The organism is Sphingobacterium sp. SYP-B4668, assembly GCF_027627455.1.
Lineage (GTDB): Bacteria > Bacteroidota > Bacteroidia > Sphingobacteriales > Sphingobacteriaceae > Sphingobacterium.
Window position 1 is genome coordinate 1,730,065 of sequence record NZ_CP115483.1, and the last position, 26,742, is coordinate 1,756,806.

Below are 26,742 nucleotides of genomic sequence, written 5' to 3' on the forward strand. Positions count from 1 at the left end.
TAATGGAAGTAAATGTTAATGAAAAGCGCGTTGGCCAGCAGATAAGAAGTTTTGAACGTGTGTTATCGGTCTATCAGGGGAAGGAACCATTTGCTCGATTTTTGACCCAGTTTTTTAGGGAAAACAAGCAAATGGGGTCTTCGGACCGAAGGATGACTTCCCGTCTATGCTATAATTTTTTCAGGATAGGCAATGCTGCCAAAGAACGGTCACTCTTAGAGCGATTGACAATTGCTGAATTCCTATGCGAACCACAAAGCGATGTCGTAGCGATTTACCAGCCATTATGGGTAGAGCAACAAGCTTATACTCCTGCTGAGAAACTGGCATTCTTGACAAGCTCCGGTTTCATCAATAAGTTAGATATCTTTCCTTGTATACAACACCTATCTCCTTCCATTGATACACAAGCTTTCCTCAATAATCAGTTCGAGCAGCCGCATCTTTATATCCGTGTGCGGCGAGGTTCGGAGCAACTTGTTGAAAGGGCACTAATTAAAGCTGAAATAGCCTTTCAAGCATTAGAGAAAAATACATGGGTACTTAAAAATGGGACCAATCTGCAGTTATTGAAAGGCATAACAGGTCACTATGAAGTCCAGGATTTATCATCCCAGCAAACGATGAAATTGATTAGTGTGACTGCCGGAGAAAAATGGTGGGATGCGTGTGCAGCGTCGGGCGGAAAAGCTCTTCTCTTTTTGGATCAGTATCCCGGCACGGATTTATTGGTATCAGATATTCGGATGAGTATCTTACGCAATCTCGATGAAAGATTTGATCAGGCCGGAATAAAGAAATACAGGAAGAAAATCATTGATTTAACGAAAGACCCTCTTGAAGCCCTCAACGGAGAGCAATTTGATGGAATTATTTTGGATGCACCTTGTTCTGGCTCTGGGACTTGGGGACGCAGCCCAGAAATGATAGCCCAATTTAAGGAAAAGAATATTGCGTCATTCTCCGTATTGCAGCGTCAAATAGCTAAGAATGTGTTGCGTCATTTGAAGCCAGGAGGTACCTTACTATATATTACCTGCTCGGTATTTAAAGAGGAAAATGAAGATACCATTCAATTTATAGAAGACAATCTCCACTGCAGGACTGAAAAGATATTGACACTAAAAGGATACGAACATCGCGCTGACACGATGTTTGCTGCAAAGCTTGTCAAGGTATAGCCCTCTCTCTACTACTCGCATTTTCCAGGAATCACAAGTACTGGGCATGCGGCCTTACGGATGACACCTTCAGATACACTTCCTGAGATGAAATGGTCGAATCCAGTACGACCATTGGATCCCATGATAATTAAATCTGCAGCCCATTCATGTGCTACCGACAATATTTCTTGTTTTACCGACCCCACCTTATTGAACGTAAATACCTCTCCAGCCTCTGTAAATTCTCTACTCATTCGTTCTAAAAAGTCCTGTGCCGATTTTTCTTGTATTTCAGTAACCTCTGGAATGATAATAGGTTGTTGACCCAAAAGTGGATCCGCACCGTAGCTTGCGGGTGTGGCGGGAGGGACTACAGTCACCAAGGCGATAGAGGTCTTTAGCAATTTTGTAATCTCTTTCGCGTATAGTATGGCTTTTATCGAACACGGCGTGTCGTCAATCGCGACGAGGACACGTTGGAATTTTGGATGCGTTGCAGTCATGATTTATCATTTTAAAAAATTACCTTCGTGTTAGTAAAACATACATAAGCGCTATATTGTTTCACTACAATCGATAATTATGGCTATAGGCATTTGCAATTTATCAATAGTACCTTTGCGGGCAAGTGCATCGCACAGAAGTGAGATGGTCTCTCAAATATTATTTGGAGAAGCATTTGAAATTGTCGAACAAGATAGTGATTGGGCATCCGTCCGTACATTGCAGGAGACATATTCAGGATTTGTGCAGCAGGGACAATTTGTGGTTCTTACCGAAGATGAGTCAAAGATATATTATGATAAACCGCTTCATTTGATAGGAATTGATGGTGGTATCGCTACAAGTGGAGATATGCAGATCAATTTACTTCATGGTACCCGTATCCATACCGAAGTGCTTGACAAGTTGAACTTTGGAACTTTCACCTATCATCTAGAAGCCGATACCTTCGCACCTGTCGCCGAACGATTTGATACGGATATCGAAGCTCTTGTACTGCATTACTTATCCACTCCATACCTTTGGGGTGGGCGTTCCCGTTACGGAATTGATTGCTCCGGATTTTCCCAGTTAATCTACAGTCATTTTAATATAAACTTACCTCGAGATGCCTATCAGCAAGCCGAATTAGGTGTTACAGTAGATTTTTTGACCGAAATCAAAAAAGGTGATTTAGCTTTTTTTGATAACGAGCAGGGACGAATTACCCACGTTGGAATCATGTTAGATGAAGAACGTATTATCCATGCATCCGCCAAGGTGCGGATAGATCGCATGGACCTGGAGGGGATTTTCAATGCAGAGCTTAATAAATATTCGCATAGATTACGAATAGTAAAGCGGTTTCTTTGATATTTATCACTTAAAATGATGATAAATTAATTTATCATCATTTTAAGTGATAAATAGATGCTGCATACATGGTAAAAGCATACGTAGTTTCTTTTCCTATGAAATACGACATTTTTAACCACGTGTGGCTAGGCTGTAGTTGTGTTGATGAATCAAATCAGCTTATTACCAATTGCCAGAATAACGAAGTCATGATATACATGTGAATTAAGACGCTTCTTCCAACTTTTTTGGGTAATTTTGAATTATGGACAATTTGGACGAGCAGATTTCACGACTAGACGAACAGTTCAATCACCTAGGTTTGGCAACTAACGTTTCGTTTGTTTTATCAAGTTTATATTTATTCCCTTCACCCGAGAATAAGCGCGAATATGGCGTTTCTATAGCAGTACCTCGAGCTGTTTCATTGGCTGTATCAGCCATTAATCTATACACTGCAGATCAGATTGAAGAGGCGCAAGCAGTATATAGTCAAGCGATAGAAGCATACCCCGAGGAGCCTTTTTTCTATGCTTGTAGGAGTTTATTAAATACAGCTTTGGGCGATGATGAAGGTGCTTTTTATGACTATCAAGTCGCTAAGAAATTAGATTTCAATTATTATTCCTTTATGGAATGGATTGAACAGCGTGAGTTTGAGAAGGAACACCTCGCCAACAGCGAACACCTTTCTGATTTGAATGCCCTTGTCCATAAAGAACCTGCAAACGTTAGCCATCTCGTCAATCGTGCCTTGGAAAAGGTATACGCATTTGCATATTGGGGAGCATTAGATGACTATACGCTCGCTATTTCACTTAACCCCACTTTGGCTGAATTGTATGTTTACCGTGCCGCGTTACAGACTCGACTTCTTCGATATGATGATGCGCTTTTCGACTATAATAAGTCTATTGAATTGGACAGCACGCATTTCAATGCCTACATCTATCGAGCAAAATTGTATGCCGCTATTCGTGAATATGATTTGGCACTGCAGGATCTATACCGAGCAGAAAATCTACAATCCAATGAAATACCAGTATTTGAAGAACGGGCTACTATCTACCAAAAAATTGGAAATCTAGCGATGGCGGAGCAAGATTTTGACCGTTGGATCAGTATCGCAAAAGAAGATTTCTATCCGTATACCCTTCGAGCGGAATTATTAGAGAAGATGGAGAATTGGGATGGCGCTTTGGCCGACTATGATATGGCTATCCATCTAAATCCCTACTATTCTGATTTGTATCAATATCGCGCCCAGATAAAGGAAAAGCTAGGGGATAAGACAGGTGCACAACTTGATTTTCAAAAATTTGAAGAACTGGAACAGGAGGGGTAATCTTTAAGGAGCTTTCCACTGGACAGCCCCTTAAATATTCATATTAAGAAAAGAGCGTGTCATCTTTATGAGGACCTCTCAAATCTAAATCAAAATTCTCATTTAACTTTTTGATGAAATGTGTAGCTAGTAGAGGTGATTCAAGCTCGATATTTTGATGGATAAAAAAATATAGATTTTCCAGACCTGCCGCTCTCCACTCTTTGATTACCTTCACCCAGTTATCCAGACGCTCATAGTCACTTGGGTGATTAGCACCTACATAGCGTACGAAAGCGCTGGTCGTTGTCAATCTCATATGTAACATATCCCGCCTCCCCGCTGTATCTACCAGGACATTGCTGATGTTGTTTTTTTTGAAAACTTCATATAGTTTTTCACTGATGTCTTTATCTGCAAACCATTCTGCATTGCGCACCTCCACGGCCAAAGGAACACCTTTTGGGAAGTCTTCCACAAATTTCTCCAATCTATCGAAGTCCTTGGGTTTAAAATTGTCAATCATTTGAAGGAACACCATTCCGAGTTTATCTTCAAAAAGGGCAACAGCATCCACAAAAGAAGCCACCTTCTCGCTGACGTTGAGCAGACGACCAAAATGACTGATCGATTGTGGGATTTTTGGGAAAAATTTGAAATCTGCCGGAGTCTTTGATTTCCACGTTTCCACCTGTTCTTTAGAGGGACTATTGTAAAAAGTAGCGTTCAATTCGATACTATTGAATTGGGTAGCGTAGTAGCTCAGTTCGTCTTTCGTACCACGGGGATAGAATCCTTTCAAATCCGTTTTGTTCCATTTTGCGCATCCCACAGACACTTCAAATGGACGAGTGAGGTCCCCTTTTCTCAAAACGTCCAACGTATCTGATGGTGTTGGGGGAAGTGTAAAATCTATCTCTTCTGGGTTGCTGACTTGTCCAAATTTCATTACCTAATTAGTTTATCTGTTTATTCGTTTATCATAACCAAGATGCGCTATCAACGTGAGGAGAGTAAAGCTGATACCCACTGCTACTACCCCTGTCCATCCATATGCTTTCCATGCTTGTGCCGCTAGGTATGTACCCGTAGAACCCCCAATGAAATAGCTCACCATATATACGGTGTTCAGCCTGTTGTTGGCTCCTAGATTGAGTGCAAAAAAGCTTGACTGATTCATGATATGCATTGATTGCAATCCTAAATCTATGAAAATAATGCCAATAATCAATCCAAAATAAGTGCCACCACCAAAATAAAATATGATCCAGCTTGCTAGCATTATCAATGTAGAGAATAACACGATTTGATAGGCACTGACTTTGTGTGACAATTTTCCCACCAAAGCCGCTGCTAATGCCCCTGCAGCGCCGACCAATCCAAAAGAACCTACTATTGCTGGGCCATCATGAAAGGGAGGACCTTCCATATGGAAGACCAAGGTGGTCCAGAAGGCGCTAAAGGCTCCAAATCCCATAGCCCCTCTAAATGCGGCCAAACGGAGTACAGGTTGTGTTTTGGTTAGTGAAATCAACGATTGCATTAGCGCTCTATAGGATCCTTTGAAAGTAGGTGTGTTTTCAGGCAGCTTGATAGCTATTAGTACAGCTAGTATAACCATAGCAGCGGCTGCCGCCCAGTACATCTCCCGCCATCCAAAGAAATCCCCTACTATGCCGCTTACTACGCGAGAGAGGAGGATGCCTATCAATAGTCCGCTCATTACCGTTCCGATTGCCGAACTACGCTTCTCCGGTGAGGCCATTTCAGCAGCCATCGGGACAAAAATTTGGGGTATTACTGATGTGAATCCTACTAAGAAACTAAGAGGGAGTAACCAATTGACAGAAGGAGCCAAGGCCATGCCCATAAGGGATAGGATAATAAAGACAAAGTCTATAAGTATAATTCGCTTGCGTCGCAACATGTCCCCCAGCGGTACGATAAATAGGAGTCCAAAAGCATAGCCAATTTGGGTGAGTACGGCAATGTTGCTGATGCTTGATTCGCTGACGCTAAAGTCTTTGGCCATCAACGCAAGCAGGGGTTGGTTATAATAGTTGTTTGCGACTACCAATCCACTTCCGATAGCCATTAACCATAATAGTGAAGGAGTGAGTCCGACGCTTTTTGAGTCAACCATGATCTATTTTTTTCGATATGAGGCTTTTGCTATTTGCCCTGAAATCTTCCCTCTACGTGATAGGTATTGTCACTGATTAGATTGATATGTTGCTTTTTATCAATAGCATATAATGAGTCTGTCACGTACACCAATTGTTCCACCGTATTGTACAGCATATTGTTGGTAATCTTTTCAATGCGCACAGCATGTACTTGACCATCTTGATTTTCTGTAATTATAATTTTCTGAACGGTAAGATCCGGTTGTAAAGCCGTGTATATGATATCACAGTCCAGGTGTTGGACCTTATACAAGCCAACATTTGCCTTTTTATTGATATCTGATGATAGAAATGACGAAAGCTCATTTTCCCAATTCGAAATCTTGAGTGATTTTGTCTCTTTTTCCCCATCTTTTGCAACTGTTTTTTCAAGGGTAGGATTGGCTTGGGTCAATCGTATAGTTTCAGCTCGAAAGAAGCTATCTAAGGAGAAGTAGTAACGCTCATTGTTAGAAGAGGTGGTTACATTGTTGGTGCATGCTGTTAATAATAGAGCACCGATCCCGATTCCGATCAGTGCTCTATAAATAAGATTATTCATCTTGTAAGTGTTTCTATTTAGCTAACTAAAATATTGCCAGACATGTCCACAGGAATCTCTACACCCAATATTTTTAATATAGTAGGTGCAATATCTCCCAATTTACCGTCATTGACATGATGGTAGTCCTTATCAATAAGAATACACGGGACCAAGTTGGTCGTATGTGCCGTATTGACCGATCCGTCTTCATTGATCATAAACTCCGAATTTCCGTGATCCGCGATGATAATAAAAGAATAACCCAATGCAATCCCTTTCTCAACAACCTGCTTTGTGCATGAATCTACGGTCTCCACTGCTTTTACTACTGCTTCAAATACTCCCGTATGTCCTACCATATCTGGATTCGCAAAATTCAGACAAATGAAATCTGGTTGCTTACTTTCCATGTCATCGATAATTGCGTCTGTGATACCTTGAGCACTCATTTCGGGTTGAAGGTCATAGGTCGCTACTTTTGGTGAAGGGACAAGCAGACGGTGTTCACCTTCAAATTCTTTCTCCCTACCTCCTGAAAAGAAAAACGTGACATGCGGATATTTTTCTGTTTCAGCAATACGGGTTTGAGTCTTATTATTTCGTTCCAAGACTTCACCAAGTGTATTGGTCAAGTTGTCCTTTTGGAAAACTACCTGCACTCCCTTAAATGTCTCGTCATAGGCAGTCATGGTTACATAGTACAAATCCAATGCGTGCATGTTGTACTCTGGGAAGTTCTTTTGCGTCAACGCTATGGTTATTTCTCGGCCTCTATCCGTTCTGAAGTTATAGCACAGTACGACATCGCCTTCTTGAATAGTCGCTTTTGGTGTCCCATCTGCATTGGTGATGACGATTGGTTTTACAAATTCATCGGTGATATTTTCATCGTACGATTGTTGGATAGCTTCCACAATATTGTCGGTAGGTACGCCTGTTCCATGTACTAATAAATCATAAGCTTCCTTCACACGTTCCCAACGATTGTCCCTGTCCATCGCGTAGTACCGGCCAATGGCTGAGGCTAAAGTGCCTGAGGAGTGGCTAAGATATTCTTGCATGTCTTTAACGTATCCGATTCCTGAATTTGGATCGGTATCTCTTCCATCTAAGAAGGCGTGGATGAATACTTGCTCACTGCTTAATCCAGCATTTTGGGCCGCATCACATAGTCCTTTGAGGTGTTTGGTATGGGCATGTACGCCTCCATCTGATAGCAAACCAATGAAATGAACTTTTTTATTGTTTTCTTTAGCGTAGTTGAAAGCATTGACTAGTACTTCGTGGGTATTGAAGACTCCATCACGTACAGCTTTATGGATGCGTCCTAGTTCTTGATATACTACACGACCAGCACCTAGGTTCATGTGTCCTACTTCCGAGTTGCCCATTTGGCCTTCAGGTAGTCCCACCGATTCACCAGATGCCTCCAATCTCGAATTTGGATAGGTTGCTAATAAATGATCTAAATATGGGGTATTGGCGGCTAATACCGCATTTGAAATATCTTCCTTGCCATATCCTAGTCCGTCCAGGATTAATAGCGCTACTTTTTTTGTGCTCACTCACAAATATAAATTTTATATCCCGTTTTTCCATGTGAATCCTGATTTTTGAATTTGAAATGTTAATATTGGTGCCATATCATTTATTGGCATACTTTTGGCTGCAAAATGGATGATTGGATTTAATCTGTGGGTTAAATATTTTTACAGAGCTAAGAGCCTTTATGTTGATAATAAGATGAGTGTACGATGAGAAAATGGATGGTGTTAGCCATCACTCTTTTACTATGTTTAGGTAGTTTTGGTAAAGAGTATGGGCAGGATATTTCGGAGCGTATTTTAACTAGTCTTAGAGCTGGAAGTTCCAAAGAGCTAGCTAAGAATTTTGCAAGCTCGGTCAGTGTGGCTGTCAAGCAGGAGGACGGCGTGTATTCCAAATTTCAAGCAGAGCTTGTGATTTCGGAGTTCTTTAGGCAAAATAAACCTACGAAAGTTTCTTTGGCGCAACGAATGACCAATAATGCGGCTAATGCATACTATGTTTTCTCATTGAAAACCCATAATCAGACCTACAGAGTATTTACCAAACTTATCGAGAATAAAGACACTTTTTACATCTCTGAAATAAGGTTTGAACTCGCTACTACAAAATAGCCACTTAAATTTCTTTTAGAATTTAATTTATTTCCTCATCTTCGTGTTGATTTATCGTGAGATATTATAATTAATATGGATAGAGTATTTGTTGAAAAGTTAACTTCTTTTGTTAACCAAGCCCTGCAAGAGGATCTTGGTGATGGCGATCATACTACATTGTCCACCATCCCTGTGGATCATCGAGGGGAAGCGAAACTGCTTGTTAAAGAGGACGGAATAATCGCGGGAGTGGAGGTGGCACGCCATATCATCAGGCTGGTAGATCCTACTTTGAACATCGAAATACATATCAATGACGGTCAGACTGTAAATATAGGAGATATTGCTTTTTATCTTCGTGGAGCTATTCACAGTATCTTAAAAGCCGAGCGTTTGGTATTAAATGTTATGCAGCGTATGAGCGGCATTGCTACACGTACGCATCATTATGTCAAACTGCTCGAGGGAACCAAGACAAAAGTATTGGACACTCGGAAGACCACCCCTTTACTACGGTTTTTGGAAAAAGAGGCCGTTAAGATAGGAGGTGGGGTCAACCACCGATTTGGACTTTACGATATGATTCTCATCAAAGATAATCATGTAGACTATGCCGGTGGTATCACAGCAGCCCTACACTCATCTAATGCATATCGTAAGGGGCTCGGTAGACCCATGGAAATTGAAATTGAAGTCCGCAATCTAGCAGAATTGGAGGAGGTACTTGAGTTTGGACATGTCGATCGTGTGATGCTCGATAATTTTACCCCAGAGCAGGTTGTTGATGCCGTGAAGTTAGTAGATGGACGACTCACTACAGAGGCTTCTGGCGGTATTACAGAGTTAACTATTCGTGCTTATGCCGAAGCTGGGGTTGATTTTATTTCGGTAGGAGCATTGACACATTCGGTGAAAAGTTTGGATTTGAGCCTCAAAGCTAAACTTATTTAATTATATTAGAACTTTCTATTAACGGAATACATGATTTCAATTTACCTTCTGGGTATAGTAATATTGGCATATTTGTTTGGCTCAATCCCTTCTGCAGTATGGTTTGGTCAGGCATTTTATGGAGTTGATGTAAGGGAGTATGGGAGTGGAAATGCCGGTGCAACTAACACATTTCGGGTTTTAGGACCCAAAGCTGGGAGTATCGTCATGTTTATCGATATCCTCAAAGGATGGACTGCAACCAATTTGCCTTATTTGCTGGATTCTTCAGTGGTAGGTTCTCAAGACGCCCCTCAGTTTGTTAATTTTCAATTGGCATTGGGCGTGATTGCAGTTTTGGGGCATTTATTTCCAATTTTTGCGGGATTTCGGGGTGGTAAAGGGGTTGCCACTTTGTTTGGTATGGTCCTAGCTATCCATCTTCCGGCTGCTCTCTGTTGTGTAAGTGTATTTATTTTGACGTTATTGATTACACATTATGTCTCCCTTAGCTCTATTTTAGCGGGCTTTACCTTTCCTTTCAGTATTGCTTTTATATTTCGGACATCAGTCCCCTCTGTTCTTTTATATGGGATTGCTATCTGCGCTTTAATTCTGATTACACATCAAAAAAATATAGAACGATTGCTCAAAGGGCATGAATCCAAGATATATTTATTCAAGAAAAAGACCAAATCCTAAATTTAGGCACAAGAATTGTAAAATACTTTGGTACAATATTAACATTATCATGTGGTATCCATGTCCTTTTGGAGCCTATTGGTTGATAGGAATCATGAGGATATTTTATCTTGATTATCGGGATAAATAAATAGGAATAGAAAGGCAAACCGAGCGTAACGAGCTCATGAAATAATTTTATACATATGAATAAGGTATTCAAGTACACAAGCATTGCATTGCTAGGTGTAACATTGGCAGGTTGTTCTACCGTTCCTTTAACCGGACGTAAACAGTTGAGCCTAGTCAGTGATAGTCAAATAGAACAGCAGGCTGCTGCGTCATATAAAGAATTCTTAGGGTCATCAAAGACCAAAGTTATTACAGGTACCTCCAATGCTGCTTTGGTGAAAAAAGTAGGTAATAACATTGCAGCAGCAGTGAATAGATATCTGAGCTCACAGGGACTAGCTAACCAATATAACTTCAATTGGGAGTTCAATCTCATCCAGAGTGATGAAGTTAACGCTTGGTGTATGCCAGGAGGTAAGGTGGCCGTCTATTCCGGAATCCTGCCCATCACACTTAATGAAACAGGGTTGGCCACTGTAATGGGCCATGAAATAGCACATGCCATAGCTAAGCATTCTGCCGAGCAGATGAGTAATCAGATGTTGTTGCAGACCGGAGGTCAGATCGTGGGTGCCGTGACAGCTGATCAAAGCATGGCTGTACGTAGTGGTGTCAATCTGCTATACGGTGTAGGTGGCCAGATAGGAATGTTAAAATATTCTCGTAGTAACGAATCCGAAGCTGATCGCTTAGGTTTGATTTTTATGGCTATGGCAGGGTACAATCCCGGTGAAGCCGTTAAGTTCTGGGAGCGAATGTCCAATGGAAAGGCATCCGGTACTCCTGAGTTCTTGAGTACGCACCCGAGTGATGCCAGGCGAATATCTGATATTCAGAAGCTTATTCCTGAAGCCCAAAAATATTATAAGAAATAGTAGAAAAGCCGCTTTTAGAAGCGGCTTTTCTGTAGCGTTTGATTTCTCAAAAGCGTTATATATACTTATAACAATACAATAAGAGATATGATAAAATTCATTAAAGTTTTAACCCTTATCGCAACTATCGGTATGTCCAATGTTTATGCACAGCAGCAGGCCAGTTCATCAGTATCCATGTTTCCAAAGCCCGAGAAAGGGCAAGTTCAATACATCATTGATGTGCCACATTCTACGAAAGATGATACCAAGAAGATTGAGTTTTTCGTTGGTAAAATGACAGAGACCGATGCTTGTAATAATCATGGCTTGATGGGGCAGTTTGAAGAAAAGGATTTGCAGGGCTGGGGTTACAATTATTACGAATTCAAAACGGATGGACAGATTCGTAGTACCATGATGGGCTGTCCAGATGCCAAGAAAATTCAACAGTTTGTATCCTCTACAAGTCAGTTGGTTCGTTATAATGGAAGATTACCTATCGTTATCTACGTGCCTGAGGGTTATGAGGTTAGATATAAGATTTATACGACCAATGACGAGGTATTTGTCGGTAAGACTTTAAAATAGGAAGTACAAGCTGATTCCAATAGTCTTTTCAGTGAAAAATAAAAAGGGAGTTTCAACTGGTTGAAACTCCCTTTTTTCTGGGGGCATGTTATAGCCAAATGCTTTATACAAGAAAAAGGTCCCGAACAGTATATTCGGGACCTTTTTCTTGTGTTATATACCAAGTGGACGATTAGTGTGCACTTAGGTTCTTCGCTTTTTCTTCATCGAATGAAGCTTCTAACTCGGCAAGTTTTTTCTTACCATATGCCATCCTCGTAATAACGACGAATAGTACAGGTACTATAAATATGGCCAAGAAGGTGGCGGCCGTCATTCCTCCAAATACTGTCCAACCGATGGTTTGACGCGATACCGCACCAGCACCTGTCGAAAGCATCAATGGAATAATACCCAATATAAAGGCGAGTGAGGTCATAATGATTGGACGAAGACGTAGTTTGACCGCATCTAAGGTCGCCTCAATCAGATTCATACCTATATCCACGCGTTCTTTGGCAAATTCGACGATTAGAATCGCATTCTTTGCAGCTAGACCAATAATGGTGACTAGACCAATTTGGGCAAAGATATTGTTGTCAAGTCTTGGAATCAATATCAATGTCAAGATTGCTCCAAATACACCCAACGGTACAGATAGTAAGATTGAGAAAGGGACAGACCAGCTCTCATATAAAGAAGCCAATAATAAGAATACAAATAAGATACAGAGCGCAAAAATCATGATCGTTTGCGAACCAGATTGTTTCTCTTGTAAACTTAAGCCCGAGAACTCATAGCTATATCCATTCGGTAATGTTTGCGCAGCAACCTCTTCCAAGGCTTTCAATGCATCACCCGAGCTATAACCAGGAGCAGCACTACCTGACACCTCAATACTTCTGAAGATATTGTAGTGGTTGATTAGTGAAGGACTCGTTGTCAATTCATAGCTGACCAACGTTGCCATCGGTACAGATGATCCCGCAGCATTTCTAACATACAATTTATTGATATCCTCTATCCCCATACGGTAGCTCGTGTCCGCTTGTGTGACCACACGGAAGTTACGACCATATTTAGTGAAGTCATTTACATAGCTACTACCTAGGTAGGCCGCGATGGTAGAATAGATGTTGGATACCGGTACCCCCATTCTCTTCGCCTGTTCACGGTTGACGTGAAGTTTGTAGTTCGGTGAGTTTGAGTTGAAGAGGGTATAGGCCATGCCAATCTCCGGTCGTTGATTTGCGGCAGCCAAGAACTTCCCAACAACGCCTTCAAACTCTTTGATGTCAACAGTCTGTTGATCTTGAATCATCAAGGAGAATCCACCTGAAGTACCTAATCCTGGAATCGCAGGAGGTGTCACGGCTAAAATTCTAGCTTTTTGATACCCCATGTATTTTGCCATAATAGCTCCCGTGATTTCTGCGGCCGTACGCTTACGATCTTTCCAGTGTTTTAAGGAAACGAATAGTGTAGCACCATTTGGCTTAAATGCACGGTTCAAGATGTTGATACCTGAGATTAGTGTCACGTGGTTGATTTCGGGGAAGTCTTTTCGCAAGTCAGCTTCCAATTCGCTAAGAACAGCGTCTGTTCGAGCAGATGAAGCACCCTCTGGGAGAGTCACACCAGCGAAGAACATACCCCCATCTTCCGAAGGAATAAATCCAGTAGGCTTGGCGGTAAACATGACGCCCGTCCCAACAAAAATACAGACGAGAATGATCAATACCAATGGAGCCTTACGGATACATTGTTGGACACCTTTAGAATAATTGTTTGTTACCTTTCCAAACCAGATGTTGAATTTGTAGAAGAACTTATTCAGTCCCCGAGCATTCTCATTTACAGCGGTTGGTTTTAGCATGATCGAACATAGTGCTGGGGTCAGTGTAAGGGCAATGAATGCAGATAGCATTACCGATACGGCAATGGTAATGGCAAATTGTTGGTACAGCTTACCCACCATACCAGGGATAAAACCTACTGGTACGAATACTGCAGATAAGATTAAGGCAATTGCAATAACCGGAGCAGTAATGTCTTTCATTGCACGTCTCGTTGCTTCTTTTGCATCCAGTTTATAATGGTCGATATAGTGCTGTACGGCCTCCACGACCACAATCGCATCATCCACCACGATACCGATGGCGAGTACGAATGCCAACATCGTCAAGTTATTGACCGAGAATCCGAATAACAAGAAGAAGATAAACGTACCCACGATAGATACTGGAATAGCAAGCACCGGAATCAAAGTTGCTCTCCAGCTTTGAAGGAAGAAGAATACAACCACCGTTACGAGCAGTAAGGCTTCTAACAACGTATGAATTACCGATTCGATAGATGCATTTACCACAGATATGGTTTCATAACCCACTACGTAATCCACGTCATCTGGGAAAGATTTTTTTAGTTGGTCTAGGGCTTTGTATATCCCTGCCGCAGTCTCTACAGCGTTACCACCAGGAGTCTGGTTGATCATCATACCTGTAGATACCATTCCATCTGTTTTGGTCGATGTACTGTAAGAGAATTGACCCAATTCAACGCGAGCTACATCTTTTAGAAGCACAATCGATCCATTGGCATTGGCTTTGACGATAATGTCTTCAAAGTCTTCAACATTGGATAGGTCACCATCTGTCAGGACGGGATATTCAAATACTGTCGATGATTCTTGCGGACGACCACCTACGCTACCTCCAGGCATACGGATATTTTGCTCCTGTATGGCATTTGATACATCTGTTGGCGTCAGGCCAAGGTTGGCCAATTTATTGGCATCCAACCATACGCGCATCGAGAACGGCTGTCCAAATACGGTCGCATCACCGACGCCTTTCACCCGCATAATAGCGTCCTTCACATACAAGTTGATGTAGTTCGATAGGAACTTATCGTCACGAGTCCCCTTTGGAGATACCAAAGAGACTAACATTAAGATATCGGTATTGGCTTTACGTGTCGTGACCCCTAAACGTCTTACAGCTTCAGGAAGAGCAGGTTCAGCAATCCCTACACGGTTTTGCACATCGAGCGTAGCAATATCGATATCCGTGCCCACTTCAAAAGTGACTGTTATCTGAGATTGTCCATTGGACGTACTGTTGGACGACATGTAAATCATCCCCGGTGTACCATTGATCTGACTCTCGATAGGGGTAGTTACCGTCTGCTCGACAGTCTGTGCATCAGCCCCTGTATAGTTGGCAGTTACAGATACAGTAGGAGGAGCAATAGAAGGATACTGACTGATCGGCAAGGTGGCAACTGATATCGTACCAATGATCGTAATCAGGATCGATATGACAATCGCCGTTATGGGTCTTTTTATAAAAACTTCTGAAATCATATTTTAATTTTTAAATGAGGATAGCATTACCCTTTTTTCGGAGCTGCTCCATTCTCTGTTCCTGTATTCTCAGTTACTTTAACGCCCGGTTGTACATTCATCACACCATCCGTGATGACTTTCTCACCAGCGCTTATACCTTTCTTGATGACAACGTTTTCGTCTACTTTGATACCCAATTCTACATGGCGTATTTCGGCCTTACTGCTATCGTTGACCACATATACGTTGAATACGCCCAATTGTTCCATTACGGCTTTATAAGGCACCACCAATTCTTCCGTTGCTGATTCACGTTTGATATTCAAAGAAAGGTTCATTCCAGGTATTAAGTTCTTATTTGGATTCGGAAATGACGCTCTTACTTTTAACGTTCCTGTTTGCGGGTCTATTGCGCGATCCAAGGTATGGATAGTTCCGTGTGCTGAATAGGTTGTTCCGTCAGGTAATGTCAACGATATCGCTGACGAGCTTTGTTTGTTTTTTAATGCAGTAAATTGGCTAAGATCTTTCTCATTGACTTGAATCTCTACAGCGATTGGATCAACCGACGAAATCGTATTCAAAAGAGTAGTTCCTGCAGATACCAAAGCACCAGATCTCACTTGTGAAATCCCCACAGTACCTGAAAAAGGAGCTTTGATGACCGAGCGAGCCAAGTTTGTATTTGCTGTAGTTAGCGCCGCTTTTGCAGAGAGTACCTGTGCTTCCTGATTGGCTAAGTCTGTTTTTGCATTATCAAGTGTTTGCTTTGCAATCGCATCTTGTTGCGCTAATTTTTCATATCTTCCTAAGTCCCTTTTGACCCGGTCGTAATTGGCCTGTGCTATGTTTAAACTAGCTTTGGCTTGTTCAACCGCTGCTGTATAACGAATACCATCTATTTCATATAATTTTTGTCCCTTAGATACGCTGGCACCGTCAGCTACATATATGTTCGTGATATAACCATTTACCTCAGCACGTAGTTCGGTTTCATTAAGCGGTACTACAGAAGCAGGGTAAGTAATATTTCCAGTAACGATTTCTTGGCTTGCGATAGCGGTGGTGACCGGTACCACACGCTCTGCAGGAGCTTGGGCACCCGCACCTTTTTGCTTTGCATCGCCACATGACTGCCAGATTAATGCAGAACCAATAAAAAATGCCGTTAATAATTGTCTTTTATTCATGATATTGTCGATTTCTTAAGTTTTTATTTCGTTTCTATATTTCCCAGTGCTTTCTGAACATCCAATTTGCTGGATAGTAAAGCATACAGCGAATTTAAATAATTAAGTTGGCTGGTTTTTAGATCAGTCTCAGCAGTCATCAAGTCCAAGTATCTCGTGATTCCTTCGTCGTATTGAAGTTTGATGGTATTATAGACCTCTTTTGAAAGCTCCATGTTATCTTTTGACGTTCTCCAGTCATTCAGATTGGCATTGTAAGAAGCCTTTGCAAGAGAATACTCCGTATCGATTTGGTTTTCCAAATTTTGGATATCCCAATCAATTCTGCTTTCTAACAATTGCGATTTACTGATTTCATGTTTTCTCTTGAATCCTTGAAAAATCGGGATTGATAAATTTAAGCCGACCATAGAGCTTGGAAAATTATCTTTAAACATGTCGCCAAATTGATCATTACGGTAATTCAAGCCGTAGTTGACAAAAGCACTGAGGCTAGGCAAGTATGTCCACTTGTGATATTGTGTAGTCAACTCTTGCATTTTCTTTGCTGTCTCCAATTGTTGACGTTCGATACGTCTAGAATTATCTAGGCCAGTAGCGGTATCCAATAAGATTTCATGCTCCATATTGGCATTGTCAAAAGACAATGTAAGGTGGTCTTTGATGTCGAGGGCCAAAAGATTTTTTAGATAATCATATTTATACTTACGAAGTTCAAGTGTACGCTTTTCATCTGCTTTTGTATTGCTTAGCGCTATTTGTGCCCTTTTGAAGTCAGTTTTATCAACCAAACCTACTTCGTATTGCACCTGAGCATCGTTCAGTTGCTTATTGAGCCTAATTATATTCTCACGAATGATATTTAATTGCTCTTCTGCAGTTAGGATGTCGTAATAAGCTTTGCTGACTTCGACTACTGTATTGATTTTGATATTCTCTGTATTCTGCTTGTTAGAGAGACGAACCAATTCTGCAGCCTTAGACGCTTGCATAAGGCCTGGGTTAAGCAGTTGCTGGTCAGCCTGTACAGTAAGCGCACTTGTGTTTTTCTGTCCCAAGGTAATTGTTTGTCCTCCAAAGTAATTGGTGGGTAGTTTTAGTGCATGGTTATAACTCCCGGTCACGCCGATTTGCGGATACCAACCTGATAGGGAAATGTCAATGTCCTTTTCTCCAATAGCTTCGTCAATTTGCGCTTGCTTGACTGAAATCTTATGCTCCAAAGCATAGTCGATCAGCTGTTCTAATGTCGCCTTTTCAGGAACTTGCCTTTGTTGTGCAAATGCCCCGCTGAATAGGGCAGAGGTGGCGAGAATGGATAATATAACTTTGTTGAACTTCATATCTATTTTACGTTGAGATTATTTTCATTTGTGACCCCATCCCAGACAATTTGAATCAATTGTCCGATTTGGGTTTCTGTATAATTTACTTTTGCGTAGAGTACTGTCTTTACTGTGGAGATTGCTATACCAATATAGGAGGTTAATAAAATGTTGATATCTAAATTCTTAAGCGTATTCGTTTTAATACCTTCAACAAGAAAATCGTGAATATTGTTTTCGCTAAGCGCACTATGTCTTTTGTTCTTTCCGCCGTGCTCCGAATAAGGCGAAGAATAGTATTGCTCTAAGAAGCCAAACATGTCTGGATTTTGAATAGAGCAATGGATAAATCGCTTCCATATCGTGAAAAATCTTTCCTTATAATCAGTTATCTCTTTGATGCCTTTAAAGATTAATTCATTGATGTGAAGTTTGCATGCTAAATGCAACTCTTCGATCAAGCAATCCTTTGATGGAAAATAGTGATAAATCGTGCCCGTAGCCACTTGTGCCGATTTTGCAATCATGCTCATCGCCGTTCCATGAAACCCATGTTGCACTATCAGTGCCAAGGTAGTTTCAAAAACTGCCGCCTTCTTCTCGTTAATATGTGTAAACCGAACGTTCATTCGGTTGCAAATGTAGACAAAAGGAATTTAAACATATTGGTCAAAGTGTCAAAAAACTGTTATAAAAACTTTTTTGAATAAATTTAACACTTTCTTAAGATTTGTTTACATTTTTTAATGAAAATAAGGACAGTGGGGGGAGGAAGGGTAAATCTTATTAACAAATCAAGCTAAATTTTTGGAAAAATAGATTACGAAATGTGCCGATTTAAAGGTTGGGAAATCAAAAGTTATTTTTTTAAAAATAATAGTTGGAATCTATTAAATCTTTTATTACCTTTGCGGTATCATAATTTAGGTTTATAATTGGTTAGTAAAGGTTTCCATTCTCCCCGTTTGGAAACCTTTTTTTTGTGCCCAATTTCCGTGTTAGATACACGGATAGCCTGGTTTTTGAACGAATTACACTTTATCGGTAGATGGTTTATGTGTGTGGATATTGAAATTCCGTCTTAGTGAATATAAAGCCGTTATCAAATAAACGGAATGAAGTATTACTGGAGTAACTAAATACCCCTATCGAGAGTGTGGGCTGAGGTCGTAGGAAATCAGGATTATCTTTGGGATTTAAGACTAGCTTTTACCTCCTCTAGGGAATATTTTTCAGTTTGTTTGCCAAAGGTCGTCGTAACATAAGTCAAAATGTACGCAATATCGACATCGCTCAGTTGCGGTACACCCGGCATTTTTTCATTGAAATGCTCTCCATTCACGGTCATGGGACCCTCGATGCCATTCTTGACTATATTTGCTAGCTGCCCTCGGTTTTCTTTCAAAAAAAGCGTATCTGTGAGGGGAGGATAGAGCTTGCCCAAACCCTCGCCTTTACTACCATGACAGTTTTCGCAGTGTGTTTTGTAAAGCTTTTGACCATTAACAGCGTACTGGGCTGTTTTAATACTTACATTTGGTTGGCAGGCATGTAATAGACTTAATATATAGACTATCACCAAACAGCCCAGTACGGTTATTATCCTCATGATATCCGGTAAAAATTCATCACTCTACGTTTTCGGTTGTAGTAGAGGGGGAGTTTGCTGCTATAGTTGCCAGCAAACGCCTCTCATCGTTACTTGTATTCGTTAAATAGGATTTCTAAATCCTTTAATAATTTCTCGACCTGCTCCTGGGCTGTACCATCATATGCTCCACGTATTCTCTTTTCTTTATCGATGACCACAAGATATCCCTGATGATCATACCCGCCCGGTACATTACTATCTTCTTTGGCGAATACCATATAGTCATTAGCGATTCCGTAAATATCGGCCTTAGAACCATTGACGAATTGCCATTGGTCGTTGGTGACACCTAGTTTGCTGGCATAAGCCTTCAAAATATGGGGGTGATCGTATTTGAAGTCGATGCTGTGTGATAAGAATGCTATGCGGTCATCCCCCTTGTATTTTTCGTAAACCTTCAATAGGTTACGCTGCATAGTGGGGCATATGCTAGGACAATGGGTGAAGAAAAAGTTTGCGATATAAATTTTGTTGTCGAAATTCTTTTCGGTCAGCATGACACTGTCTTGATTCAGAAAGCTGAATGGAGGAATCGTATGGTATACCGTATCCACTATGGTTTTTCCATCAACAGTCTTTTCTACAGGGTCTCTATCGCCGTATATTGGCAGTTTTCTGGTCTCATTTGAGCAACTGCTCAGGGCAAGTCCAAAAGCTAGTGCATATAAAAATATTTTTCCCATCATGGATTAGTATTTTGATAAGACAGTCTTGCTTTCCGCAGATACCTCATCAAATAATTTTTTCATGGCGTTAATTTTTTCAAGTTCATTTTGTTGATAGGCCGTATCCGTACTGTCTAATGCATATCCCATCATCCAGTCTTGCATAGACTCCGTCGCTTGGTCCAATTTTGATTTCAATGCAGTTAGTTCAACACGTGCTGCTGCGGTATCTAAAGCCGTATTGGAAGCTTTAAGAGCCGTTAAGTTGGTCAAGACGGAGTCAATATGTAGACCGCTTTTATCAAATGCTGAAATCTGTGGCATGATTTCGTCGTGTATCGCAATAGCTTCCTTTTGAATAGAGGCTACGTCAGCATCTTTTTTTTCGCTACCATTATTCTGACAAGAAACTGCGAAAGCTGTAGCAGCTAAAAACATAAAAGTTAGTTTTTTCATTTGTTTTTGATTTTTGTTTTCAGTTTTAAATGAGCGCTCGAGTATATGCTGCCTACACAATGTATCGACATCATCCAGCTCTCGGTTTCATTTGTGTTTAATTATAGACAAAACTGTCGATTCTGACAGTAGAATGTTGCTCATTCGTGTTTTATCGCATTTATTACTCTATCGGATGTTTCAGCTTCAATTGTCGAAAAGTCGAAAAGTAAATTACGAATATAGATTTCATTTTTTGAAACAGCACACAAGGTACCGTTAATGTCATGAATTTCTATTGTAAAGACCTTCGTCATTTTTCCTTGGGAGGCAATTGTTTCCAAAGCCTCTTGCACTTCAGCCTCCGAGATACGAATAGAAATTTCTAAATTTTTCAATCCTGGCTTTTTATATTCGATATGGGCAGATTTGACCCAAGTCACCGTCCTCTTGTATCCCTTGGATTTAAATATTTGATCGATTAATAAGGGATGTAAGGGGTCTGTCGCGGCAAATATTGTTCCTCCAAAGATGCTTTTGTTGCCATTAATGTTGAGTAGACTTCTATATATTTTGACATCGGCACCCATATAATTGGGATAGATTTTTTTTACCCAAATACGTTGGAAGACAAATGGAGGATAACTGCGTAGTATCCATTTAAGCAAAGTAGGAGCTAACGTCAACATACACCTACAAAAGTAACACAAAATTGGGACGAAGGCGAACATATCGAAAATATGTTGTGATAAATAAAATCTATCACTAAATTAGTCACCATCAAAATCTATTGTATATGCCTGACCCCCTTTCTGTGCCGGTTCAAAATAGACGTATCTGGATTGTCGTATGTATTGCTGCGCTCGGGTATTTCGTGGATATCTATGATTTGATTATCTTTTCCATAGTACGCATTAGGTCGTTCGAGGATATAGGAGTAGCTGTCCAAGATATGCGTGTCGAAGGAGAGTTTGTCCTTAATATGCAGATGGGAGGGCTTCTGATAGGTGGAGTCATTTGGGGAGTAATTGCGGACAAATATGGCAGATTAAAAGTATTGTTCGGCTCTATTCTATTGTATTCTCTTGCCAATATTTATAATGGTTTTGTGCACGATGTGACGACCTACGGCATTGTTCGCTTTATTGCCGGAATTGGCTTGGCTGGTGAACTGGGTGCGGGTATTACGCTTGTCAGCGAAAGCATGAGTAAGGAAAAGCGTGGCTACGGAACGATGATAGTGGCTGGTTTAGGTGTTTTAGGCGCTATATTGGCCTATTACGTTGCTGAGGCTTTTGATTGGCGAACGGCCTATTTTGTCGGCGGTGGGATGGGGCTCTTGTTATTACTTCTACGAGTAAGTGTATTTGAATCTGGATTGTTCAATAACCTGAAATCACCCGATATACAAAAAGGAAGTCTCAAGATGCTGTTTAATAATACCGAACGCTTCAAAAGATATGTATATTGCATGTGTATAGGTCTTCCCATCTGGTTTGTGGTAGGCGTGTTAGTTACTCAGGCTCCCGAAATTGGGCAGGCGTTGGGTGCCCCGGTAGTTTTGAGTGCGGGGAAAGGCGTCATGTTTACCTATCTCGGAATTTCACTCGGAGATATTATGGCGGGATTGCTGGCACAATGGTTGAAATCTCGGAAAAAAGTGGTCTTCATCTGTCAGGTACTTATCATTATCAGCTCTTGTTGGTACCTGTCCAGTACTGGAATATCCGAAGAGAGGTTTCTTCTATTGGCCTTTCTGATGGGATTGGGAGTAGGTTATTGGGCTACATTTGTCACGATAGCTGCGGAGCAATTTGGGACCAACCTACGTGCCACAGTAGCGACCACAGCACCTAACTTTGTAAGAGGAGCATTAATCCCTTCTACGATCTTATATGGTTATTTGGTAAGTTTATGGGGTATTATTACAGCGGCAATCGTCATGATTTTTCTATTATCTGCTATCGCTATATTTGCGCTGAGTCAGCTCAAAGAGAGCTTCGATAAAGACTTGGATTATCTTGAAAAATAGAGCTATCGGTCAGGACATTTCTTACAACGCTTACCTCGTTTGTATTTTTTACAGCATTTTTTGAAAATACAGCACGAAAAGTCTGAAGTAGGGTCCAAACCCTTTTTTAATTCGTCTATTCTAATATCCAGGGTATCCCACGTAACGCCAATTTGGCCTTCCCATTCATTCATATGACAAAGATAGCTAATTTATTTATATCGGTTCTAAATAAATTTATATAATGTTGCGTATCAGTTTCCTGTAATCTATATCCGCTATAGTATATCCCTATTATTTTAGACATATTTATCGTGATTTGTCAAATAGTAGGCTCTTGCTATAGGATGTCTTTTCTTGATGTACTAGAGAAGTCCTAATTCGATGCAGCGCTTGATAAGCGAGCTGCTATTTCGAGTTTGGGTTTTGCGAAGTATATTTTTTCGATGTACGCGTACGGTCAATTGTGAAATTTCGAGTAGCTTGGCAATTTCTATACTGGACAATCCTTGGGCGATATGAGGAAGTATTTGTAATTCACGCTTGGTCAATATATCTTGCAATTTGTTTTCTTTTGACAAGGGAGACAGGTCCATTTGATGGAAGTCATTTCGATCATTGATACCCATTACTGTGGCAATATAGTTGTTGACGGCTGTAAGATGCGAAATGTCTGTGTGGATATTCAAACTTCGAAGGATTCTATCTTCTTTGTCCACCACTAAGGTAATGGCTTGGTGGTGAAAAAGTTTATATTCCCCAGTAGCTGTTCGCATGCGAAAACAATAGCAAGATTTCAATGATTTTAAATGTTGATTTCCAATTTCAGCAATTTTCTTGGAACAATGTTCTTCGGCATTCAGTATGAAAGGAATATCATCTGGATGGATAAGGTCAATGATTTCTTGCAGATGAGTCGGTTGTTTTTCTAATCCATGTATTTTATTTAGACTAGGGTGCTGATGACTGATTTCCTGTTGTCGTATATCGATGACGTAATAATAGTATTCCCCTACGATAAACAGTTCCGAAATCAACGCCAATATGTTGGCAGCATCCACAGATATATTTTCTGAGGAAAAGATTTCCGGATATTTCTCCCAAATAGGGGTTAAGCTATGGTCATTGTGCTCCATTGTTACAATGATAAGTAATGTTCGTACAAAAGAAAATACCTTAAATTAGGTATTTTGATTGTATGTCCTATTCGGAGAGGGAGAGGACTTTACTTGGATAAAGGGACGAGTTAGTGCTAGATCAACCCCAGCTCAATACATTTTTTTATTAAGTTTCCACTATTGGTCACCTCTATTTTTTTTAATAGATTTTTTCGATGTACACGCACGGTCAATTCTGATATAAAAATCTTGTTGCCAATTTGTTGGCTAGATAGTCCTTGGGCGAGCAAACTGAGTACCTCCATCTCGCGTTTAGTGAGTTTGGGAAGTGGCTTGCTCGAGTTTTTTTTGGATAGATCCATTTGACAGTAGTCTGTGCGTCCACTTACACCAGTGACTAAGACAATCTTGTTGTTCACCTGGGTAATGTGATGGATATCAGTATGGATATTAAGTGCTGTTGCAAGGCCCCCTTTTGCATCTTTAGATAGGTGAATAGCTTGATGATGAAAGAGATGATAGGTGCCATCAGCAACTTTCATTCGGAAGCAATATGAATTCTTGAGCAAAAGTTGATGTTCGAAACCTATTTCCTGCATTTTTTGTAAAGTTGCAGCCTCCGCTTCAACGACAAAATCGAGATCATCCGGATGGATATAGTCGATGATTTCTTGTACCGTTCTCGGATATTGGCTGACGCCATGGAGGTGGAGTAGATTGTCGTGGATATGAGAGATTGTGTAGTCTGCTAAGGTGATGACATAGTAATAGAAGGGGCCGAGGGCCAATGTCTCGGTAATATAATCTCCAATTGATATGTTTTTGTTAGCTGCATGTTCATTGGCTAATGCCTCGGGATAACGTTCCCAAACATCCGCTAGTAAATGATTTTGTTTTTTCATCTCTCCATCGGTTAAGACTCATTTTGTCCAACAGAAATCGGCGAAAGTTTCCATATAGAAGGAGTACTATGCACTATTCAATCAGTCAATTATTGGCTTTACAAAAATAATTAAATAATACTAAAACCACGAACTTGAATGGGTTTCAAAAAATACCCAATTTTAGGTATTTGCAGACGTTGATGTTTTTGCTTCATTTGTATGTACCTATTATGTGAGATGAAAAGGCTAACTCTGTTTAAAAGAAGTTCTCGTCATTGCTCTTTGATCCATTTCCATGGAAGATGCGAAGGGCCTTATTGACCTTGATGCGTATGTGTAGCTGTGCAATGTCCCGTATTAGCGTGAGTATTTTGCAGTTACAAAGCATGTGGCGGTAGTGGTGTAAATTATAATAAATATATATGAAAAGTATTTTTTTAACAACAGCTATAGTACTCTGTTTTGTCCTACAAAGTAGGAGTCAGGGTAGAATTGATCCGCAGGTATTTCCTTACGCTTATGTGGTAAAGTTGAAGACCTATAGTATGGGCAGTAAATCGTACAATCATGGTACAGGAGTCGTCATCAATAGAAACTCCATTATTACCAATGCGCACAATGTCTTTGAAAAAGATTCTATTATCATCATATCTGGATATGGCGGAAAGGATAGCACTAAGATACATTCGGTATCCGTCTCTGTAAAAAAAGATAAAAATGCTTTTTACCCGTCCGAGTACGATGAAAATGAAAGTCAATTTGATTATGCAGTCGTCAAATATGCGGATGAGCAGTTTTTCGATAACATATTCCGTCAGTCCAATAATAGGCAACTTGAACTTCAAAAATTGAGTTTCGCCGACTTAGATACGATACACATAGCCGGATATCCATACTATCGTTGGTTCGAAAGGTTTATAAAAGATAGAACTAAGGGAGAATTACAGATTGCAAATGCTACCGATAAAAAAGAAATATTGGATGACAATATCGTTTTACAATATAAGCTCGGCACCAGAAAAGGTAGTAGTGGTTCCCCTCTGTGGGTAGTACGTGATGGTAGATGCATTCTTACAGGTATCCATCGATCGGGGTTCGGGAGCAGCAATGCAGGGATTCTTTATAATTTGGATGCAATAGCGCAGATTAATAAATGGATTTCTATCCAATAGAATGACTTGAAATCATGAAAGACGCAACAATTTCAAAAACAATTTTTCCCTAACCGACAAAGGTTATGGTCAAGCAGGCACAACCGCAGCTTATAATAATAGAAAGCAATGAAATTCAACTATTTTATCTTCACCTTGTTTGCTAGTACGTTTGTAGCATTTGCCCTTGCACAGCATACATCCTCTCGACATCAATTTGGTGCTAATATTGGTGTCCAAGTAGGTGTGAGACAGGAGACAGGCTATATGATGAAAATATTTGCGAATGGTGGTTATGGATACGAATTTAACTTTGCCTTTCCCAATGCACATATTGGAGCAGCTTTTAATCTAAAAACACTCTCCACTAGACAAGAAAAGAAATCAAATAGTAAAAAATATAAGCCTAACAGCTCCTGTGAGTTGGTCGGGGGGATATCATCGATTTTCAGGATTGGACCTTTAGACCGTCGCTCTACATGGACGAAAGATTTTTATAAAGGCCAAGCTTTCTATAGCTATGCTAATTTAAACCAATCGCCACTGATGCACCCTTTCCATAGTAGCTTTGCTTTCGGTACCCAGTTTATCAGGATCAAAGATGATCGAAAACAACCAATGAAGCAGCGTGTAGGTTTTTTAAACGTGAAAATCCACCGATTTCAGGCCTTCTTTCAGAATGACGGAGCCGAACCGTTTACGTGGTTAGGAAAGACTTTAATCAATTATAGGAAAGATCGGTACTACACCAGTAGTGTAATGCTATCATGGCATTTTCCTACCACACACCTTGGACAAGTCAATACCTTATCATTCAGTTTTAACAAGTTCACGGGAGAATACGGCGAGGCTTATCGTATTGCAAATCGCCTTCGAAATAATACTGTAGACTATCGAGATACCCTGCAGTATGCATACAATGTCAGTTTTGTTGGAGTAGGAGTTAAGTTGAACGATATAGGAGAGATATCGCTCAGAAAATACAATCCTGAAGATAGGCTCGATCCACAAAATCTAATCCATTATGGACGTGATATGTCTTATCATATCAATAGTACACCAGGACATTGGGGCCTGGATGTCCAACGTGCTTTCGGGATATTGTCAAATCATAAAAATTAACT

Annotated in this window: 26 protein-coding genes; 11 read left to right on the forward strand and 15 right to left on the reverse strand. The window is 40.5% G+C overall.

The window, feature by feature from the left end; genetic code table 11:
* Positions 1 to 2: 2 nt before the first annotated feature.
* Positions 3 to 1,181: an RsmB/NOP family class I SAM-dependent RNA methyltransferase gene (locus OQ289_RS07325; protein ID WP_270090062.1), complete on the forward strand. Its 1,179-nt coding sequence runs from the start codon at positions 3 to 5 to the stop codon at positions 1,179 to 1,181.
* 11 nt (positions 1,182 to 1,192) lie between these two features.
* Here OQ289_RS07325 and OQ289_RS07330 read toward each other — a convergent pair whose 3' ends face one another.
* A complete protein-coding gene (locus tag OQ289_RS07330; protein WP_033566000.1) occupies positions 1,193 to 1,666 on the reverse strand; it encodes a universal stress protein in 474 nt (157 codons plus the stop codon).
* A 79-nt stretch (positions 1,667 to 1,745) separates the two neighbouring features.
* Between OQ289_RS07330 and OQ289_RS07335 the strand changes: the two genes are divergently transcribed.
* Positions 1,746 to 2,519, forward strand: a complete 774-nt coding sequence (locus OQ289_RS07335) for a C40 family peptidase (protein ID WP_270090063.1) — start codon at positions 1,746 to 1,748, stop codon at positions 2,517 to 2,519.
* Between the two features lie 247 nt (positions 2,520 to 2,766).
* Positions 2,767 to 3,846 carry a tetratricopeptide repeat protein gene (locus OQ289_RS07340; RefSeq protein ID WP_270090064.1) on the forward strand — a complete coding sequence of 360 codons (1,080 nt, stop codon included), beginning with the start codon at positions 2,767 to 2,769 and terminating at the stop codon, positions 3,844 to 3,846.
* 43 nt (positions 3,847 to 3,889) lie between these two features.
* Here OQ289_RS07340 and OQ289_RS07345 read toward each other — a convergent pair whose 3' ends face one another.
* The 4 genes from OQ289_RS07345 to gpmI are packed head-to-tail and all read right to left on the reverse strand — an operon-like array spanning position 3,890 to position 8,099.
* Entirely contained in the window at positions 3,890 to 4,774 is an 885-nt protein-coding gene (locus OQ289_RS07345) for a DUF72 domain-containing protein (protein ID WP_270090065.1), read from the reverse strand.
* Between the two features lie 12 nt (positions 4,775 to 4,786).
* Positions 4,787 to 5,968: an MFS transporter gene (locus tag OQ289_RS07350; protein ID WP_270090066.1), complete on the reverse strand. Its 1,182-nt coding sequence runs from the start codon at positions 5,966 to 5,968 to the stop codon at positions 4,787 to 4,789.
* Between the two features lie 29 nt (positions 5,969 to 5,997).
* Positions 5,998 to 6,552, reverse strand: a complete 555-nt coding sequence (locus OQ289_RS07355; protein WP_270090067.1) for a hypothetical protein — start codon at positions 6,550 to 6,552, stop codon at positions 5,998 to 6,000.
* A gap of 17 nt (positions 6,553 to 6,569) precedes the next feature.
* Positions 6,570 to 8,099 carry a 2,3-bisphosphoglycerate-independent phosphoglycerate mutase gene (gene gpmI / locus OQ289_RS07360; RefSeq protein ID WP_270090068.1) on the reverse strand — a complete coding sequence of 510 codons (1,530 nt, stop codon included), beginning with the start codon at positions 8,097 to 8,099 and terminating at the stop codon, positions 6,570 to 6,572.
* Between the two features lie 189 nt (positions 8,100 to 8,288).
* On the opposite strand from gpmI, the gene OQ289_RS07365 reads away from it, so the two are divergent.
* The 5 genes from OQ289_RS07365 (at position 8,289) to OQ289_RS07385 (ending at position 11,863) form a co-directional block, all read left to right on the forward strand.
* Positions 8,289 to 8,693 carry a DUF4783 domain-containing protein gene (locus OQ289_RS07365; protein WP_270090069.1) on the forward strand — a complete coding sequence of 135 codons (405 nt, stop codon included), beginning with the start codon at positions 8,289 to 8,291 and terminating at the stop codon, positions 8,691 to 8,693.
* A 75-nt stretch (positions 8,694 to 8,768) separates the two neighbouring features.
* Positions 8,769 to 9,626, forward strand: coding sequence for a carboxylating nicotinate-nucleotide diphosphorylase (gene nadC, locus OQ289_RS07370; RefSeq protein ID WP_270090070.1), 858 nt, complete (start codon positions 8,769 to 8,771; stop codon positions 9,624 to 9,626).
* A gap of 30 nt (positions 9,627 to 9,656) precedes the next feature.
* Positions 9,657 to 10,307: a glycerol-3-phosphate 1-O-acyltransferase PlsY gene (gene plsY / locus OQ289_RS07375; RefSeq protein ID WP_270090071.1), complete on the forward strand. Its 651-nt coding sequence runs from the start codon at positions 9,657 to 9,659 to the stop codon at positions 10,305 to 10,307.
* Between the two features lie 185 nt (positions 10,308 to 10,492).
* Positions 10,493 to 11,293, forward strand: coding sequence for a M48 family metallopeptidase (locus tag OQ289_RS07380; RefSeq protein WP_270090072.1), 801 nt, complete (start codon positions 10,493 to 10,495; stop codon positions 11,291 to 11,293).
* Between the two features lie 87 nt (positions 11,294 to 11,380).
* Positions 11,381 to 11,863, forward strand: coding sequence for an ecotin (locus OQ289_RS07385; protein ID WP_270090073.1), 483 nt, complete (start codon positions 11,381 to 11,383; stop codon positions 11,861 to 11,863).
* Between the two features lie 172 nt (positions 11,864 to 12,035).
* Here OQ289_RS07385 and OQ289_RS07390 read toward each other — a convergent pair whose 3' ends face one another.
* The 8 genes from OQ289_RS07390 to OQ289_RS07425 all read right to left on the reverse strand — a co-directional run bounded on the left by OQ289_RS07390 (position 12,036) and on the right by OQ289_RS07425 (position 21,143).
* The gene (locus OQ289_RS07390; protein WP_270090074.1) at positions 12,036 to 15,206 is read right to left on the reverse strand and encodes an efflux RND transporter permease subunit; all 3,171 of its coding nucleotides are present in this window, start codon (positions 15,204 to 15,206) and stop codon (positions 12,036 to 12,038) included.
* A gap of 26 nt (positions 15,207 to 15,232) precedes the next feature.
* Positions 15,233 to 16,378: an efflux RND transporter periplasmic adaptor subunit gene (locus OQ289_RS07395; protein WP_270090075.1), complete on the reverse strand. Its 1,146-nt coding sequence runs from the start codon at positions 16,376 to 16,378 to the stop codon at positions 15,233 to 15,235.
* Positions 16,379 to 16,401: 23 nt separating this feature from the next.
* Entirely contained in the window at positions 16,402 to 17,721 is a 1,320-nt protein-coding gene (locus tag OQ289_RS07400; RefSeq protein ID WP_270090076.1) for a TolC family protein, read from the reverse strand.
* A gap of 2 nt (positions 17,722 to 17,723) precedes the next feature.
* Positions 17,724 to 18,332: a TetR/AcrR family transcriptional regulator gene (locus OQ289_RS07405; protein ID WP_270090077.1), complete on the reverse strand. Its 609-nt coding sequence runs from the start codon at positions 18,330 to 18,332 to the stop codon at positions 17,724 to 17,726.
* Between the two features lie 554 nt (positions 18,333 to 18,886).
* Entirely contained in the window at positions 18,887 to 19,312 is a 426-nt protein-coding gene (locus OQ289_RS07410; protein ID WP_270090078.1) for a c-type cytochrome, read from the reverse strand.
* A gap of 89 nt (positions 19,313 to 19,401) precedes the next feature.
* Positions 19,402 to 20,037: an SCO family protein gene (locus tag OQ289_RS07415; RefSeq protein WP_270090864.1), complete on the reverse strand. Its 636-nt coding sequence runs from the start codon at positions 20,035 to 20,037 to the stop codon at positions 19,402 to 19,404.
* Positions 20,038 to 20,043: 6 nt separating this feature from the next.
* Positions 20,044 to 20,475, reverse strand: a complete 432-nt coding sequence (locus tag OQ289_RS07420; protein WP_270090079.1) for a transposase — start codon at positions 20,473 to 20,475, stop codon at positions 20,044 to 20,046.
* Positions 20,476 to 20,615: 140 nt separating this feature from the next.
* Positions 20,616 to 21,143 (reverse strand): DUF4442 domain-containing protein, encoded by a 528-nt coding sequence (locus OQ289_RS07425; protein WP_270090080.1) that lies wholly within the window; start codon positions 21,141 to 21,143, stop codon positions 20,616 to 20,618.
* Between the two features lie 107 nt (positions 21,144 to 21,250).
* Here OQ289_RS07425 and OQ289_RS07430 point away from each other — a divergent pair, with 107 nt between their 5' ends.
* Positions 21,251 to 22,486 (forward strand): MFS transporter, encoded by a 1,236-nt coding sequence (locus OQ289_RS07430; RefSeq protein WP_270090081.1) that lies wholly within the window; start codon positions 21,251 to 21,253, stop codon positions 22,484 to 22,486.
* A 344-nt stretch (positions 22,487 to 22,830) separates the two neighbouring features.
* Here OQ289_RS07430 and OQ289_RS07435 read toward each other — a convergent pair whose 3' ends face one another.
* Both OQ289_RS07435 and OQ289_RS07440 read right to left on the reverse strand, forming a co-directional pair.
* The gene (locus OQ289_RS07435) at positions 22,831 to 23,601 is read right to left on the reverse strand and encodes a LuxR C-terminal-related transcriptional regulator (RefSeq protein ID WP_270090082.1); all 771 of its coding nucleotides are present in this window, start codon (positions 23,599 to 23,601) and stop codon (positions 22,831 to 22,833) included.
* A 116-nt stretch (positions 23,602 to 23,717) separates the two neighbouring features.
* On the reverse strand, positions 23,718 to 24,485 hold the full coding sequence (locus tag OQ289_RS07440) for a LuxR C-terminal-related transcriptional regulator (protein WP_270090083.1): 768 nt from the start codon (positions 24,483 to 24,485) through the stop codon (positions 23,718 to 23,720).
* A gap of 404 nt (positions 24,486 to 24,889) precedes the next feature.
* Here OQ289_RS07440 and OQ289_RS07445 point away from each other — a divergent pair, with 404 nt between their 5' ends.
* Both OQ289_RS07445 and OQ289_RS07450 read left to right on the forward strand, forming a co-directional pair.
* Entirely contained in the window at positions 24,890 to 25,639 is a 750-nt protein-coding gene (locus tag OQ289_RS07445; protein WP_270090084.1) for a trypsin-like serine peptidase, read from the forward strand.
* 108 nt (positions 25,640 to 25,747) lie between these two features.
* Positions 25,748 to 26,740, forward strand: coding sequence for a hypothetical protein (locus OQ289_RS07450; RefSeq protein WP_270090085.1), 993 nt, complete (start codon positions 25,748 to 25,750; stop codon positions 26,738 to 26,740).
* Positions 26,741 to 26,742 lie beyond the last annotated feature (2 nt).

What these genes read in the sequence shown, in the direction of transcription:
- OQ289_RS07325 (WP_270090062.1), top strand. Translation starts at nt 3, where the DNA reads ATGGAAGTAAATGTTAATGAAAAGCGCGTTGGCCAGCAGATAAGAAGT.
- OQ289_RS07330 (WP_033566000.1), bottom strand. Translation starts at nt 1,666, where the DNA reads ATGACTGCAACGCATCCAAAATTCCAACGTGTCCTCGTCGCGATTGAC.
- OQ289_RS07335 (WP_270090063.1), top strand. Translation starts at nt 1,746, where the DNA reads ATGGCTATAGGCATTTGCAATTTATCAATAGTACCTTTGCGGGCAAGT.
- OQ289_RS07340 (WP_270090064.1), top strand. Translation starts at nt 2,767, where the DNA reads ATGGACAATTTGGACGAGCAGATTTCACGACTAGACGAACAGTTCAAT.
- OQ289_RS07345 (WP_270090065.1), bottom strand. Translation starts at nt 4,774, where the DNA reads ATGAAATTTGGACAAGTCAGCAACCCAGAAGAGATAGATTTTACACTT.
- OQ289_RS07350 (WP_270090066.1), bottom strand. Translation starts at nt 5,968, where the DNA reads ATGGTTGACTCAAAAAGCGTCGGACTCACTCCTTCACTATTATGGTTA.
- OQ289_RS07355 (WP_270090067.1), bottom strand. Translation starts at nt 6,552, where the DNA reads ATGAATAATCTTATTTATAGAGCACTGATCGGAATCGGGATCGGTGCT.
- OQ289_RS07365 (WP_270090069.1), top strand. Translation starts at nt 8,289, where the DNA reads ATGAGAAAATGGATGGTGTTAGCCATCACTCTTTTACTATGTTTAGGT.
- nadC (WP_270090070.1), top strand. Translation starts at nt 8,769, where the DNA reads ATGGATAGAGTATTTGTTGAAAAGTTAACTTCTTTTGTTAACCAAGCC.
- plsY (WP_270090071.1), top strand. Translation starts at nt 9,657, where the DNA reads ATGATTTCAATTTACCTTCTGGGTATAGTAATATTGGCATATTTGTTT.
- OQ289_RS07380 (WP_270090072.1), top strand. Translation starts at nt 10,493, where the DNA reads ATGAATAAGGTATTCAAGTACACAAGCATTGCATTGCTAGGTGTAACA.
- OQ289_RS07385 (WP_270090073.1), top strand. Translation starts at nt 11,381, where the DNA reads ATGATAAAATTCATTAAAGTTTTAACCCTTATCGCAACTATCGGTATG.
- OQ289_RS07390 (WP_270090074.1), bottom strand. Translation starts at nt 15,206, where the DNA reads ATGATTTCAGAAGTTTTTATAAAAAGACCCATAACGGCGATTGTCATA.
- OQ289_RS07395 (WP_270090075.1), bottom strand. Translation starts at nt 16,378, where the DNA reads ATGAATAAAAGACAATTATTAACGGCATTTTTTATTGGTTCTGCATTA.
- OQ289_RS07400 (WP_270090076.1), bottom strand. Translation starts at nt 17,721, where the DNA reads ATGAAGTTCAACAAAGTTATATTATCCATTCTCGCCACCTCTGCCCTA.
- OQ289_RS07405 (WP_270090077.1), bottom strand. Translation starts at nt 18,332, where the DNA reads ATGAACGTTCGGTTTACACATATTAACGAGAAGAAGGCGGCAGTTTTT.
- OQ289_RS07410 (WP_270090078.1), bottom strand. Translation starts at nt 19,312, where the DNA reads ATGAGGATAATAACCGTACTGGGCTGTTTGGTGATAGTCTATATATTA.
- OQ289_RS07415 (WP_270090864.1), bottom strand. Translation starts at nt 20,037, where the DNA reads ATGGGAAAAATATTTTTATATGCACTAGCTTTTGGACTTGCCCTGAGC.
- OQ289_RS07420 (WP_270090079.1), bottom strand. Translation starts at nt 20,475, where the DNA reads ATGAAAAAACTAACTTTTATGTTTTTAGCTGCTACAGCTTTCGCAGTT.
- OQ289_RS07425 (WP_270090080.1), bottom strand. Translation starts at nt 21,143, where the DNA reads ATGTTGACGTTAGCTCCTACTTTGCTTAAATGGATACTACGCAGTTAT.
- OQ289_RS07430 (WP_270090081.1), top strand. Translation starts at nt 21,251, where the DNA reads ATGCCTGACCCCCTTTCTGTGCCGGTTCAAAATAGACGTATCTGGATT.
- OQ289_RS07435 (WP_270090082.1), bottom strand. Translation starts at nt 23,601, where the DNA reads ATGGAGCACAATGACCATAGCTTAACCCCTATTTGGGAGAAATATCCG.
- OQ289_RS07440 (WP_270090083.1), bottom strand. Translation starts at nt 24,485, where the DNA reads ATGAAAAAACAAAATCATTTACTAGCGGATGTTTGGGAACGTTATCCC.
- OQ289_RS07445 (WP_270090084.1), top strand. Translation starts at nt 24,890, where the DNA reads ATGAAAAGTATTTTTTTAACAACAGCTATAGTACTCTGTTTTGTCCTA.
- OQ289_RS07450 (WP_270090085.1), top strand. Translation starts at nt 25,748, where the DNA reads ATGAAATTCAACTATTTTATCTTCACCTTGTTTGCTAGTACGTTTGTA.